This is a genomic window from Paenibacillus gansuensis, assembly GCF_042684925.1.
GTDB lineage: Bacteria > Bacillota > Bacilli > Paenibacillales > DY6 > Paenibacillus_N > Paenibacillus_N gansuensis.
This window is the reverse complement of record NZ_JBHUME010000019.1, coordinates 379223-394592: the sequence shown is the minus strand read 5'-3', so window position 1 is coordinate 394592 and position 15370 is coordinate 379223. Positions and strand designations below refer to the sequence as shown.

Sequence of the window (15370 nt, the reverse complement as noted above, 5' to 3'; positions counted from 1 at the left end):
AGGCAGGTTGCCTACGTGTTACTCACCCGTCCGCCGCTAAGCTTCAGAGAAGCAAGCTTCTCTTCTACTCCGCTCGACTTGCATGTATTAGGCACGCCGCCAGCGTTCGTCCTGAGCCAGGATCAAACTCTCCATAAAAGTTCGTTTGACTTGCTCAATCTATTTCGCTTGGCTTTGAATCGATGTAAACACCGATTCGTGATTCCATTCATTTGTTCAGTTTTCAAGGAGCTTACACCTGATATTTCTTTCGTGAGCCGTGTGTGTTTCTCGCGGTCACAAGAAGATATATTACACGACTCCACGAAAGAACGCAACCCCTTTTTTAAAGGTAAAATTTTACTGCATCTTTTTCTCTATTTACACTTAGTAATCCAAACTAAAAAAGCGCCCCGAAAGGCGCTTCCACATAACAAGCTACTCTGCTTTCCCCTCTAACAACCGGACAAACTCTTCCTCATCATCGATGATACGAACGCCCAGATCCTGAGCTTTAGTCAGTTTACTTCCGGCATTTTCCCCCGCTATGAGGAAATCAGTCTTCTTAGACACACTTCCGGACACCTTGGCTCCATAAGCCTCCAACCGCTTGGAAGCCTCGTCGCGCGTCATCAGGTGAAGTGTTCCTGTCAACACGACCGTTTTGCCCGTAAATATATTTTCCCCGACCGGTTCTGCCGCTCCCGCTTCTACAGCCGGGGTGACCCCGCGTGCGAGCATCCGTTCCACACTATCACGCATAGCAGGCTCAGCAAAGAAGGAAACGATACTATCCGCCACAATACCACCTACATCCGGAATCTGAACCAAATCATCAACCGTTGCTTCCATCACACGGCGCAAATCCTTGAAATGATCAGCCAGAGCCTTTGTAGTCGTCTTGCCCGTATTCGGAATACCCAAAGCGTATAAGTAAGAAGAAAGGTCACATATTTTGCTCTTCTCGATGGAAGCAAGCAGGTTGCCGGCCTTTTTGGCGCCGAAACGAGGAAGACCCAGCAAGTCATCCAATGTAAGGTCGTACAAGTCCGCCGGATCTTTCACTCCCCGCTCATCGTAGAGCTGTTCCGCCGTCATGTTACTGAACGTTTCAATATCCATCGCATCCCGCGAAGCAAAGTGGACAATACGGCCTACCAGCTGAGGACGGCAACCGTACTTATTCACACAGAACAGGTGAGCACCCTTCTCCTCCAGCAAGGAACCGCATGCCGGGCAATGGGTTGGGGCAATAATTTCCCCGCCGTCCTGCTCATCCGTTACTTTGCCGATCATTTCAGGTATGACATCATTTGCTCTCCGGATGTAGACAAGGGTTCCAAGTGCAAACTTCAATCCTTTACGCTCAATGTCCCCGACATTATTCAAAGTACAATTTCTCACCGTCACCCCGGCAATATCTACAGGTTCCACATTCGCTAGCGGAGTGATCTTCCCGGTACGGCCGACTTCCCAGCTGACATGTTCCAAAATGGTCGTAGTTTCCTCAGCCTCAAACTTATAAGCAATCGCCCAGCGTGGAAACTTATCCGTATAGCCAAGGACGTCACGCGTACGCAGGTCCACAAGTTTGATAACCGCACCGTCGATCAGAAAATCCAAGTCATGCCGCCTAGCTTCTACTTTCTTCAATTCCTCAAATACCTGATCCAGCGTATCGCAATATACGGCATAAGGGTTTACTTTGAACCGGTTCTCGCGCAGGAAATCATGCATTTCACGGTGAGTCGAGAAAGAAAGGCCTTCTTTGTAACCAACATTATAGAAAAAAGCATCCAGCTTCCGCGAGGCCGTCACCTTAGGATTCAAATTGCGGAGGGCGCCTGCGGCTGCATTGCGGGCATTTTTCAATGGTTCTGCCGCAGTTTTGTTGTAATCTTCTAGAACCGATAAGTACATGATGCCTTCGCCCTGCACCTCAAACTTCCCTTCAGTAAAGGGGATCCGGGTAGGTATAGACTTAATCGTTTTGATCTGAGGCAAAATAGCTTCGCCTACCGTTCCATTCCCCCGTGTGGAGGCTTGGACTAATTCTCCGTCTTCGTAGGTCAAGTTGAGCGTCAATCCGTCGTATTTCAGCTCAATGACATAGGAAGGTTCCGGCAGGGGTTGTTCCGGGTTTTTGGCATTATAATCCGTGATTAAACGGGCGGCGCGCTGCTGCCATGCTTGCAGGTGTTCGAACGTTTGGGCCTTATCCAAGCTCCACAGGCGAGACAAGTGTTTGTGGGGCTCGAAACCTTTCAGTATTTCACCGCCTACGCGCTGTGTCGGAGAATGCGGAAGAACCGTACCGGTTTCGCGTTCCAGCGTAACCAGACGGACATACAGTTTATCGTAGTCCGCATCGCTGATCGAAGGCCGGTCTAACGTATAGTATTCGTAATTATGCCTGCTGATCTCCTCAATTAAATGCTGCATTTCCTGTTTCGGATCCATCGCCGTGGACATGAAGGCATCGCCCTTTCTTCTATAACCTTCTATCTATGTAGCAGGGCAGGATACCCGTTAAAAGAAATACCCTGCAACCCTGTTGTTATTGTACTTTGGTAATCGGTGCAAAACCTGCCAGCAAACGCTTTACGCCGACTGGAGCAGGAAACGCAATCTGCAGTTCGGTATCGTCGCCAGAGCCCTTCACGGACACAATCGTACCCGTTCCCCACTTGCCGTGGGAAACCTTGTCGCCTACGCCAAACTCGCCCGGCTTAGGCCGGTTTGCAGCCGCAGCAGCAGAAGGAGCTGCAGACATCTGTGTCCGCACCTGCCCGCTCGATGCAGCTGCAGTGCTGCCAAAGCCCCCGAATCCGCCGCTGCGCTGCGCACCTGGACGGCTGAATCCGCCGCCCCCGCCTATACTGCGCCCAAACCCGCGGGAGGACGAAACTATTTCCCGGTGTTCCTCGGGGATTTCCTCCAGGAAACGGGAAGGCGCATTCGCCGCTGTGCGTCCGAACAATGTCCGCATCCGAGCTGACGTCAGATAAAGCTCCTTCTCTGCCCGGGTAATGCCCACGTACGCTAAACGCCGCTCCTCTTCCATCTCCTCTACGTCATTCAAAGCGCGCATATGCGGGAATACGCTCTCTTCCATACCGCAGATGAAGACAACAGGGAACTCCAAGCCTTTGGCACTGTGCATCGTCATCAGCACGACAGCCTCTTTGACCTCTTCATCTTTATCCATAGAGTCAATGTCGGCAATCAGCGCCAAATCCGTCAGGAAGGAAACGAGGGATTTATCATCATTTCTTTTCTCAAAATCCAAAGTAACGGACAGGAACTCGTCAATGTTCTCCAATCGGGATTTGGACTCGATGGTCCCTTCCCGGTGAAGCTCCAGCTTGTACTCCGTCATCTCCAGCATCTGTTCCGTCAGTTCCGTGACCGAAAGATACTCTACCATCTGATTCAAATGGTCGATCGTATTGCGGAATTCAGCCATTAACGACTTTGTGCGGGCTGCAATATCAAGCACATCCAGGTTGCGAAGCATGGCGAACGCAGAAATCCCCCGCGCCTGGGCGGCTTCCGTCAGCTTGGCTACCGTCGTATCGCCGATCCCTCTTTTGGGCACATTGATGACCCTGGCCAGTGAAATATCGTCGTCCGGATTCGAAATCAAGCGCAGATAGGCCAAAATATCCTTAATCTCTTTTCGGTCGTAGAACTTGATGCCCCCGACGATTTGATAAGGGATATCCGATTTGATCAGAATTTCCTCTATTACCCGTGACTGTGCATTCGTACGGTACAAAATCGCATGTTCATTGTAAGATTTCCCGGATTTCCGGTTTTTAATAATCTCGCCGCAAATAAAGTATCCTTCTTCATGCTCAGAGTCGGCCTGGTAGATTTGAACCTTTTTGCCGCCTTCTTTGTCGGTCCACAATTTCTTCGGCTTCCGCCCCGCATTGAGCTTGATGACCCCGTTCGCCGCGTTCAGGATATTGGAAGTAGACCGGTAGTTTTGCTCGAGCAGAATCGTAACCGCATCCGGATAATCCTTCTCAAAGTTCAAAATATTGCTGATATCCGCGCCCCGCCAGCCGTAAATCGACTGATCGCTGTCCCCGACAACACAAATCCGCTTATGCTTATCGGCAATCATCAGACAGAGCATGTACTGCGCCCGGTTCGTATCCTGGTACTCGTCGACGTGGATGTATTTGAATTTATTTTGGTAAAAATCGAGCACTTCCGGCACTTCTTGAAACAACCGGATCGTCACCATGATCAAATCGTCGAAGTCCAGAGAGTTATTCGCTTTCAGCCTGCGCTGGTATTGCGTGTACACTTTGGCCACAATGCCCTGAAAGTAGTCCCCGATTTTCTGCTCATACTGCTCCGGGGTGACCAGTTCGTTCTTCGCTGTGGACATCGCCGCCTGAATGGCCTTGGGATCAAATTTCTTCGTATCGATGTTCATATCCTTTAAAATACTGCGGATAACCGACAGCTGGTCTGTGGAATCCAATATCGTAAAATTAGAAGAATAGCCGATTTTATCAATATCTTTGCGCAAAATCCGCACGCACATGGAGTGGAATGTAGAGACCCAAATATCCCGGCCCACCGGCCCGACCAGCTTGGACACCCGCTCCTGCATCTCGCGTGCGGCCTTGTTCGTAAATGTGATAGCTAAAATGCTCCACGGAGCAGCCTTCCCAGAAGCGATCAGGTAAGCGATCCGGTGCGTAAGCACACGGGTTTTGCCGCTGCCCGCTCCTGCCATAATAAGCAATGGTGACTCTACCGTTTCTACGGCTTCTTTTTGCTGGGGGTTCAATCGATTTATTGCCTTAAAAATATCTAAAGCTTCGTTTATCACGAGCATCAGTCCTTTCCTATGAGACAGCGGAAGCAATCTGCCGCTCCTAAGCCCCGTTCCTTGTCGCCGGCACCGTTTCCAGTGCCCGTTCCAGATCTTCATAGATAATGTTGCCGACTACTATCGTATCTGCCGCTTCCGCCGCAAGTTCCGCTTTCTCTGCACTATCAATGCCGCCTCCATAGAACAGCCGGGTTTCCGAGAGCTGGGCACGGGCTTTCCGTACAATGTCCATATCGCCGAAGGTTCCGCTGTATTCTACATAAAACACAGGCATACGGAATAGATGCTCCGCCATTTGGGCGTAGGCTGCGACGTCTTTGGCATCGAGATTTGTTTGGGCTCCGGTTAGTTTTCCCACGGTAGAATCCGGATTCAACACCACATATCCTTGTGCGGCCATCTCATCCCATGGGGTCATGTGGCTGAATTCTTTCACGGCCCGCTGATGGTGTCCGGTAATCCACTCCCCTTGGGAAGTGTTCATGACGATCGGTATAAAATATAAATCAAACCCTGGCACCACAGCCTCTTCGTTGGAAATCTCCAGCGCGGCAGGCACCGTATATTGACGAACCCGGGACAGTAATTCTACGGTATTGTCGTACGTCACTCCGCTGGAACCGCCGACAATAATCGCGTCCGTACCCGACATGCAAATCCGGTCCAGCGCTTCGTCGCCGATCTCCCGGTCCGGGTCCAGTTTAAACACGTGTTTCCATGATTTCAGTTCATTCTTCAATGCTGCTTGTTCCTTTCGGAAAGGGAATGTTAGTTCTCCTTTTTAAGTCTATTCGATGGAAGAAGGAGTGTCAATTTACAAACTTTAGATGAAGGGAGAAGCTCGGCCATAGCTGCAGGTAATACGAAAAAGGTCCAAAGGAACAAGGTGACACGGCTGATGCCGTCTTTAGGTGAGCAGTTCGTTTCATTCCGGAGATATTGCAGAATCAGGTTCTGTAAAAGGAAAAACGGCCCCACCGGAGTGAGGCCATTGTTGATTCTATCTGGTTGTGCTGCAAATGAGATGTATGTTCCGTTAACCGATAACTTGGGCAAAAGCGGAAGAAATGGCCTTTGTTACAGCTTATTTCACCAGCTGTCCCCGTGTTACGCCAAGCTGATTGGTAGCTTTCAACGTACGCCAAACTTGGGTACCGCTGATTTCGCCTTTTAGTGCGCGGCTGTACAGATCCAATACTTCCAGCACTTTGTCACCGGTCTCTTCCAGGAATTCCACACGGTAAGAAGGTACACCCAGCTCCAGGAAGTTTTGCAAATATTCCGCTCCGGACTGTTCCACGGCGTTGTATACCGTGTTACGGCAGCCTTCATCCACCCTTACTGGGTGAGACATGCCGATCCTGTCTTTCAGCGAGGCGCGTTTTTCTTCGCATGGGCGGCCGCAGTTCGTGTAGTCAGTACCTTCACTCATGAACGTACAGTACACGCAGTGTTCGGTGTGGAACATCGGCAGATGCTGGTGAATGACCAGCTCTACCTTGGAACCGTCAGTCCGGCGCAGCATGTCGACCATTTGCTGAATGTTCAGGTCATAAGAAGGCGTTACTACGTCGCAGCCTGCTTCCAGGAACAGCTCCGCCGCCTTATGGTTGGCGATGTTGAGCGAGAAGTCGCCAATGAGCCGCGGATGCTGCTCGTTCGGGTTCTCTCTGCGCGCTTTCAGGTAGTAGTAAAGCGCGCCTGTGTTCCGGACCAGCACGGCGTCCGGCTTCAGGTTCAGGATGTTGCGGTGGTAGCCGTTCTCATTCGGCATATGGATGCGCGGCGTTGCCAGCGCAATCTGTTTGCCGGCCCGGCGTACCGCCTCAATCGCTGCCGGGAACTGCTTAATAAATTCAAAGTCGGCGTAGATGAAGCCGACGTCGCTGCGCGACGCAGCAGCCTCGACCTGTTCGAGGCTGCGGCACAGCACCGTCAGCTGCGCGTTTGCGCCAGCGACGGGCTGGCGGGCCGGAGCGGCGTCGCCGAATACGTCAATGCTCCGCTTGACGTAGACCGGCGGCTTCCGCCGCTCGGCCTCGAGCTGCTCCACGGCGCGGCGGCGCAGCGCGTTCAGTTCGCGGATCGGCAGGATCACATCTCCGGAGAGATGTGCATCCAGCCCGCGCAGCTCGAACAGCGTGCCGCCCAGCCGGCCGAGCTGCTCGGCCAGCAAGGCCTCGTCCATCGGCCGCTTCTGAGCAAGCTCCAGCGGCAGCTCGGACTCCACGTGAACGACGGAACCCGTCTTCACGTCTGTCCACTGCGTGCGGAGCGGCTGTCCCGCCGCGCCCGTCACGCGGATATCGACCGGAAACGTATGATACGGTTTCTCGGTCTCGAACGTCTGCCGCAGGCGCTTGTCCAAGTGCGGATCGTTCGTCTTCCAGATCCGGTCCCCGACATGCACCCGCTTCAAATCCACATCGTTTCGGCCTGCCACGATCTCGATGACCGCGCCTTCCCCGGCTTCGCCCTCGATCTTCACGCCGCGCTTGCGAAGATCATAGACGCGGCCGCCCTCTTCCTTCTTCGTCGGGTCGCCCGCGTCAAACACAATCCCGTCGCCGCGCTTCAGCGGCGCCTCGATCTCGCACACTACGCCGTCCCGGAGAATCTCCTTGACGCGTCCCAGATAAACCCCGCGGCTCTTAGGGAACGTGCCCTCCACCAACTGCTTGTTGTTGGTGCCTTTCAGGAACCCGTACGTGAAGCCGCGGGAAAAGCTTTGCTGCAGCTCCCGCACTTCTTCCTTGGCCGGCATCGGATCCCGGCCTTCGAAGTAACGGTCGATCGCTTTGCGGTATTTGCTCACTACGTTCGCCACATACTCCGGGCTCTTCAACCGCCCTTCGATTTTAAAAGACGTCACGCCGGCTTCGATCAGCTCCGGCAAAATCTCCAACGCAGCCAAATCCTTCGGAGACAACAGGTACGCGATGTCGCCCATCGGCTGGTGCACCCCGTCAACCATCAGATCATACGGCAGGCGGCATGCCTGGGCGCATTCCCCCCGGTTCGCGGAGCGTCCGCCCCACATTTCGGAAGTCAGACACTGCCCGGAATAGGACACGCAGAGTGCGCCGTGCACGAACACTTCCATCGGCAGCTTCGCCTGATCGCCGATCGTCTTGATCTGTTTCAGGTTATTTTCCCGTCCCAGCACGACCCGCTCAATGTCAAAAGGCTTCGTAAACTCCACTGCTTCCGGCGAAGTAATCGTCATTTGCGTAGAACCGTGAATCGGGAAATCCGGTGAAATTTCGCGAATCATCCGCACCAGGCCTAAATCCTGTACAATAACCGCATCTACACCGGCTTCGATACAAGCGTCGATGAGCGCCTTTGCATCCGGGAGTTCTTCCTCAAACACGAGAATATTGAAGGTGAGAAAACCCTTAACTCCGTAGCTGTGCAGATAGGACATAATTTCCGGCAGTTCCGCCATCGTAAAGTTCTTCCCGCGCGCCCGGGCATTAAACTTTTCCACCCCAAAAAAGATCGCATTCGCCCCGTTCGCCACCGCTGCCTTCATGCAGTCCCAGTCGCCGGCCGGAGCCAGTAATTCTATATCGTCAATCGTAAGATTACGCATTCTTTTTGGTCCTCCAGACTATATCTTTGTAACCCTAGTGTTCCCAACAAAAAAGGCCCCGAATCTCTTCCGAAGCCATCATTTTATTATAGCACATTTTGATACTAGATAGGACTTTTCGCAGCCCTGATACCAAAATCGCATAAAAACTCCGCAATCCTATGCATTTTATCCTGGGTTGGAGTAATGATATAATACGCGTGTATACGTTTTCTATAATTTGGAGGTGCCACGGAATGAAATTAGGAGTATTTGCAGTCTTGTTTGCACAGAAGCCTTTTGAAGAGGCATTGGACTACATCGCAGCTAAAGGTTTGGACGCAGTTGAAATCGGTACCGGAAGCTACCCGGGGAATGCGCATTGCGATCCTGCCGTACTTCTTAGCGATGACAGCAAGCTGAAAGCTTTCAAAAAAGTAGTGGAATCCCGCGGCCTGATCATCAGTGCCCTGAGCTGCCACGCTAACCCTCTTCATCCGCAAAAAGCTATCGCAAAAGCGGCGCATGACAACATTCTGCAGACGGTTGAACTTGCACAAAGACTGGAAGTTCCTGTAGTTAACACTTTCTCCGGCTGCCCAGGCGACCATGAAGATGCGAAATATCCGAACTGGCCGGTAGCTCCTTGGCCGAATGACTTCCAGGAAATTCTGGACTGGCAGTGGAGCAACAAAGTCATTCCTTACTGGACGGAAACAGGTAAGTTCGCTTCCGACCGCGGCGTAAAATTCGGTTTGGAGCTGCACGGCGGTTTCTCCGTACATACGCCAGCCACCTTGCTTCGCCTGCGTGAAGCTGCCGGTGAAGTCATCGGGGCTAACCTGGATCCTAGCCACATGTGGTGGCAAGGCATTGATCCGGTTCAAGCGGTTCATATTCTCGGCCGTGAAGGCGCAATTCACCACTTCCATGCAAAGGATACAACCATCGATCCGATTAACGTGAACAAGCACGGCGTAACTGATATGCAGTCCTACTCCTTGATGCTGGACCGCGCTTGGCAGTTCCGTACTGTAGGCTTTGGACATGACATGAAAGTATGGGCCGATATCATCAGTGCGCTTCGCTTAGTCGGCTATGACTATGTTGTCAGCATTGAGCACGAAGACGGCCTTATGTCCGTTGATGAAGGCTTCACTAAAGCTGTAAACAACCTGCAGCAAGTACTGATCCGCGAGCCTTTGGGCGAGATGTGGTGGGTATAATTTCACTGTAACACGCAAAAACCCTTTGAACGCCAGTTCAAAGGGTTTTTCATATTCATTCATATGTACTAAGTTACGTACGGAGGTCTATAGCAAGCCAAGCCAGTTCTTAATCATCAGGTAATCCAGAAATAAGAACACAAGAAGGCTGACTCCGGCGAAACCGATTGCAAATTTATTCTTCTCAGGTGCCTTCAGTAAGCGCAAAAACCCGATCAGGATTATTACTGTAAATGCAATGATGAATACATCGAACGGATCGAAATTGCTTGTGGTTTTCTTTGCCGCCTCTTCTGCCAGAAACATGGGGGGCCCTCCTTTTTGTTCACACAATATTCCTATATTAATACATGTTAGCTTCCCGGACCTCCAGTTGCAAGTCCCAAACAGATTTATTAACAAGTTTGTCACAACCTTACTTGGGTATAAGGCCATACACCTTCATTTATAATAAAGTCTTATATCTTGCAAGCTGTCAATTCGTTTACGCAGGCTACCAAATATGGTACGATCAATTATATTCATAGTAATTTAATCGGAAATAAATTTATTATGCGACCGAGGGGGATCAACATGGCTTACGAACCGGTTTGGACGGCTAATTCCGACAAATTAAATAAATTCGAATTCGCCAAACTGCAAAAGGATGGACTGGACGTCATCCGCACGATTATCGAAGAGTATGCTCACAAAGGCTATGACGCGATCGACGCAGACGACATGTCCAGATTTAAGTGGGCAGGCGTGTATGAACAGAAGCCTAAAGACGGCTATTTCATGATGCGGATCCGCATCAACTCCGGTGTATTGACTTCGGAGCAGGCCCGTATGATTGCTGCTATCGGCAAAGACTATGGACGCGGCTTAATTGACGTCACTACACGCCAGGCTATCCAGTACCACTGGTTAACTGTGCAGGATTTGCCGGATATTTTCAAACGTCTGGAACAAGTCGGCCTGTATTCTTATGAAGCATGCGGCGACTGCCCTCGTACGATTGTCGGCAACCCGCTTGCAGGAATCGATAAAGACGAGTTAATGGATACAACGGCTTTAGTGAATGAAGTAAACGACTTCTTCCTGATGAACCGTGATTTCTCCAACTTGCCTCGTAAATACAAAATGTCCATCTCCAGCAACATTCATAACAACGGCAACGCAGAAATTAACTGCCTGGCTTTCACTCCTGCCATAAAAGTGATTGACGGTGAAGAGGTGCTTGGCTTCCACGCTTCCGTAGGCGGCGGTTTGTCTGCAAAACCTCACTTGGCACGCCAGATGGATATGTTTATCCGTCCGGAAGAAGTGTTGAAAGTAGCGGAAGGCGTTACTGTCATTTTCCGTGATCACGGTTATCGCGAGAAACGCCATCACGCACGCCTGAAATTCCTTGTGGCTGACTGGGGAGTTGAGAAGTTCCAGGAAAAGCTGATCGAACTAATCGGACCTATGCCCACTCGCGGCGAAGACAAAATTGCCGGCTGGTCATCTTCCTACTATGACGGCGTTCATCCACAGAAGCAGGAAGGCCTATACTATGCCGGCTTGAATGTTCCTGTCGGCCGTTTGAACAGTGAAGAGTTGGAAGAACTTGCGCGTCTGGCTGACACTTACGGTGACGGTACAATCCGTACTACTCAATCTCAAAATATTATTCTTACCGGTGTTCCTGAAGCAAAATTGGAACAGTTCCTAAACGAGCCTGTCTTGCAGCGCTTGACTCCATTCCCTAACCGCTTCATGAGCCGCACGGTTTCCTGCACTGGCAACGAGTTCTGCAACCTGGCTCTGGTTGAAACTAAGGAATTTGCCCGTGACGTAGCCAAATACCTCGATGCTGAAATCCCAGGTATGGAGGAAGAAGTTCGTATCCACTTCATCGGCTGCCCGAATTCCTGCGGACAGAAGCATATCGCTGACATCGGCTTGCAAGGCGCTTTAGTGAAAACTCCTGAGGGTATGGTCGACGCTTTCGATATTGCAGTCGGCGGAACACTCGGACCTGAAGCTAAGTTCAACACAGCCCTGAAGGGCCGCGTAAGACATGACCGTGTAGCTCCTGTTTTGAAAGAGCTGGTGCTCTTCTACAAGAACAACAAGCTTGACGGCGAAACTTTCCACCAATATGTACAGCGCGTTGGTGTACCGGCTTTCCAAGAGAAACTGACTGAAATTATTGCTTAATTTATGAGATAGAACCGGCAGCTGATAAGGCTGCCGGTTTTTTGATTGCTTCAGTCTATGAGGGTGTTCTAAACCTACAATTCACCTGTATAGGGATAGGAAAATCGAAATACTGCACTTTGTACAACATTTGAATCGTAATTCTGATAATAATTGATGAAATGCTGTACAAAGTACAATAATTTCAAGCATAGAGGGAAACGAAGGCCAGGCATGTTGTACACCGTACAACATATTGACGATAGAGGCCGCTCATGTCGCTTATTGTTTACCGTGGACGTGATCGAACCGCCGTTAATTCTCCAAATTTCATACTCCTCATATCAAAAAAGGGATGGGCCCTTAGGGGCCTATCCCTTTATAATTATTCTATCTTTTCTTTGATGGTTTCATTGCATAATCTTCTTCTTCCTCAGCAACCTGATTCGCTAGATCCTTCTCCACCGCTTGACGGATAAAATCTGCTACGAGATCGCGGCCCTCTTCCTCATCAGCCGTCTCATCCACAGCATCATGGGCAGTATCGAAAGCTTCCTCTACATCCAAATCAGCGACCGAATGCTTCGCACGTTCCATTTCATTCTGTGCTTCAGCTGCAGCCTCAGCCATATGCAAGGAGATGTCGGTTTCTTCCGGAGCAGACGCAGCCTGAGGCCCCTTCTTCTTGGAAGATTTCTTCGTATCGGAAGTATCTGCATTTTCATCCGCCATTTCATCAGTCCGCTTCCGGTCACGCTCCAGAATTGGCTTGAGGTAACGGCCCGTATAGGAGATATCTACCTTCACCACATCCTCCGGCGTACCTGATGCAATAACGGTTCCGCCGCCGCTTCCGCCTTCAGGGCCCATATCGACCAGGTAATCGGCTGTTTTAATCACGTCAAGGTTATGCTCGATAACAAGAACGGATTCCCCTGAATCGACTAGACGATGCAGCACTTCAAGCAGGCGTTCAATATCGTGAATGTGAAGACCGGTAGTCGGCTCATCCAAAATGTAGAGCGTCTTGCCTGTGCTTCTGCGGTAAAGCTCTGCAGCCAACTTCACACGCTGTGCTTCCCCGCCGGACAGTGTTGTTGCAGGCTGCCCCAGCTTCATGTAGCCGAGACCAACGTCCAGAAGGGTATTCAATTTCCGGTGAATCTTCGGAATGTTCTTGAAGAATTCGCAGGAGTCTTCAATTGTTAACTCTAAAATTTCGGAGATGTTCTTGCTCTTATACTTTACTTCCAGCGTCTCGCGGTTGTACCTGCTGCCTTTGCAGATTTCACAAGGAACGTAGACATCCGGCAGGAAGTGCATCTCAATTTTAATGATCCCGTCACCGCGGCAAGCCTCACACCGGCCGCCCTTCACATTAAAGCTGAACCGGCCTTTCTTATATCCGCGCATCTTCGCTTCATTCGTGGAGGCAAAGACATCGCGGATATCATCAAATACCCCGGTATAGGTAGCTGGATTCGACCGCGGTGTTCTGCCGATCGGCGACTGGTCAATATCAATTACCTTCTCGATATGCTCAAGCCCGCGGATTTCTTTGTGCTCTCCGGGACGAACTTTCGCCCGGTTCAAGTCGCGGGCCAGCGTCTTATACAGAATCTCGTTAATAAGCGTACTCTTTCCCGATCCGGAAACGCCTGTTACAGCTGTGAATACTCCAATAGGAATCTTCACATTCACATTCTTCAGGTTATTCTCTTTGGCGCCGCGGATTTCCAGCCACTTGCCGTTCGTCTTGCGGCGCTTCTTCGGAACCGGAATGAACCGGCGCCCGCTGAGATACAAGCCTGTCAAAGAGTTATCGTCCTTCATAATCTCTGCAGGCGTCCCTTGTGCCACCACATTGCCGCCATGAATCCCAGCTCCCGGGCCGATATCGATAATATAATCGGACGCCAGCATCGTGTCTTCGTCATGCTCAACGACAATCAAGGTATTTCCAAGATCCCGCATATGCTCCAATGTCTGAATTAAGCGGTCGTTATCTCTCTGGTGAAGACCGATACTAGGCTCGTCCAGAATATAAAGTACGCCCATCAGGCTGGAACCGATTTGGGTAGCCAGACGTATCCGTTGAGCTTCACCGCCGGACAAAGTTCCCGCAGCGCGGCTAAGCGTAAGATAATCCAATCCGACATTCACAAGGAAGCCTAAGCGTGCATTAATCTCTTTCAGTATCAAATTGGCGATCGTACGCTCCTTCTCAGTCAGGGTAAGCGAACTGAAAATTAGCTGTGCGTCACCGATCGATTCATTCGTCAAATCGGAGATGTTCTTGCTGTCTATCGTAACGGCCAGAATCTCCGGTTTCAGACGCTTTCCTTTACAGGAGTTACACGGCTTTGAAGCCATATAAGCCTCGATATATTCACGGATACCTTCCGAAGCGGTATCGCGGTAACGGCGCTCCAGATTGCTGATAATCCCTTCAAAAGGAACCATAGCCTCCTTCGTGTGGCCGAATTCGTTCTGATAACGGAAACGGACACGCTCTCCGCCGGTACCGTGCAGCAGCTTCTTCATCTGTTCCGGGGTTAAATCCTTAACCGGTTTATCCGTAGGGATACCGTAATGCTTGCAGACCGAGTCTAAAAATTGCGGATAGTAGTTAGACGTACTTCCCGCCCAAGCTTCAAAGGCTCCTTGATCAATCGATTTCCCGGGATCGGGAACCAAAAGATCCGGATCAACAATCATCTTGCTGCCTAACCCGTCACATTCCGCACAAGCGCCGAAAGGACTGTTAAAGGAGAACATTCTAGGCGATAGTTCATCTATACTGAATCCGCATTCCGGACAAGCCAGGTTCGAGCTGAACATCAACTCTTCCTTATCGATGACATCGACCAGCACCTTGCCTTCGCCCCACTTCAAGGCGGTTTCAATCGAGTCGGCCAGGCGAGTCTCCACTTCATCCTTAATTACGATCCGGTCAATCACAAGCTCGATGTTATGCTTCTTGTTCTTCTCCAGCTCGATCTTCTCGGTTACTTCACGGATTTCCCCGTTAACGCGGACACGCACGAAGCCTTCCTTCTGAATATCCGCCAGAACTTTGGCATGTTCGCCCTTCCTTCCGGAAACGAGCGGAGCCAGAATTTGAATTTTCGTACGTTCCGGATATTCCATAATCCGGTCAACCATCTGTTCTACGGTTTGCGATGCAATCTCGATCCCATGAATAGGACAATGCGGCCGGCCGATCCGGGCAAATAACAAACGCAAATAGTCGTAAATTTCCGTTACTGTTCCTACTGTGGAACGCGGGTTACGGCTCGTTGTCTTCTGATCGATGGAGATAGCCGGAGACAACCCCTCGATGGAGTCTACATCCGGTTTCTCCATATTCCCCAAAAATTGTCTTGCATAAGCGGACAAAGACTCCACATAGCGACGCTGCCCCTCAGCATAGATCGTATCGAATGCAAGGGACGATTTCCCGGAGCCGCTCAGTCCTGTGAGCACGACAAACTTATCCCTTGGGATCGTTACGTCGATATTCTTCAGATTGTGCGCCCGCGCGCCTTTAATCACAATATTATCCCGTGACAC

General features: G+C 50.8%; 8 protein-coding genes and 1 rRNA gene. 2 read left to right on the top strand and 7 right to left on the bottom strand.

The genetic code is table 11. The annotated features are described in order from the left end of the window. From ACFSUF_RS24595 to ACFSUF_RS24575, 5 genes are all read right to left on the bottom strand, one after another. A 16S ribosomal RNA gene (locus ACFSUF_RS24595) occupies nucleotides 1-138 on the bottom strand; the annotation flags it as partial. Nucleotides 139-417: 279 nt separating this feature from the next. After that, nucleotides 418-2439: an NAD-dependent DNA ligase LigA gene (gene ligA, locus ACFSUF_RS24590; protein ID WP_377607632.1), complete on the bottom strand. Its 2022-nt coding sequence runs from the start codon at nucleotides 2437-2439 to the stop codon at nucleotides 418-420. Nucleotides 2440-2536: 97 nt separating this feature from the next. After that, nucleotides 2537-4837, bottom strand: a complete 2301-nt coding sequence (gene pcrA / locus ACFSUF_RS24585; protein ID WP_377607597.1) for a DNA helicase PcrA — start codon at nucleotides 4835-4837, stop codon at nucleotides 2537-2539. 40 nt (nucleotides 4838-4877) lie between these two features. Beyond that, nucleotides 4878-5573, bottom strand: a complete 696-nt coding sequence (locus ACFSUF_RS24580; protein ID WP_377607595.1) for a heptaprenylglyceryl phosphate synthase — start codon at nucleotides 5571-5573, stop codon at nucleotides 4878-4880. 345 nt (nucleotides 5574-5918) lie between these two features. Continuing rightward, nucleotides 5919-8429, bottom strand: coding sequence for a U32 family peptidase (locus ACFSUF_RS24575; protein WP_377607593.1), 2511 nt, complete (start codon nucleotides 8427-8429; stop codon nucleotides 5919-5921). Nucleotides 8430-8665: 236 nt separating this feature from the next. On the opposite strand from ACFSUF_RS24575, the gene ACFSUF_RS24570 reads away from it, so the two are divergent. Further along, nucleotides 8666-9634 carry a sugar phosphate isomerase/epimerase family protein gene (locus ACFSUF_RS24570; RefSeq protein ID WP_377607591.1) on the top strand — a complete coding sequence of 323 codons (969 nt, stop codon included), beginning with the start codon at nucleotides 8666-8668 and terminating at the stop codon, nucleotides 9632-9634. A gap of 87 nt (nucleotides 9635-9721) precedes the next feature. Here ACFSUF_RS24570 and ACFSUF_RS24565 read toward each other — a convergent pair whose 3' ends face one another. Next, nucleotides 9722-9940, bottom strand: a complete 219-nt coding sequence (locus ACFSUF_RS24565) for a hypothetical protein (RefSeq protein WP_377607590.1) — start codon at nucleotides 9938-9940, stop codon at nucleotides 9722-9724. Between the two features lie 267 nt (nucleotides 9941-10207). Between ACFSUF_RS24565 and ACFSUF_RS24560 the strand changes: the two genes are divergently transcribed. Beyond that, a complete protein-coding gene (locus ACFSUF_RS24560) occupies nucleotides 10208-11818 on the top strand; it encodes a nitrite/sulfite reductase (RefSeq protein ID WP_377607588.1) in 1611 nt (536 codons plus the stop codon). 369 nt (nucleotides 11819-12187) lie between these two features. On the opposite strand, the gene uvrA is transcribed toward ACFSUF_RS24560, so the two are convergent. Further along, entirely contained in the window at nucleotides 12188-15370 is a 3183-nt protein-coding gene (uvrA, locus tag ACFSUF_RS24555) for an excinuclease ABC subunit UvrA (RefSeq protein ID WP_377607586.1), read from the bottom strand.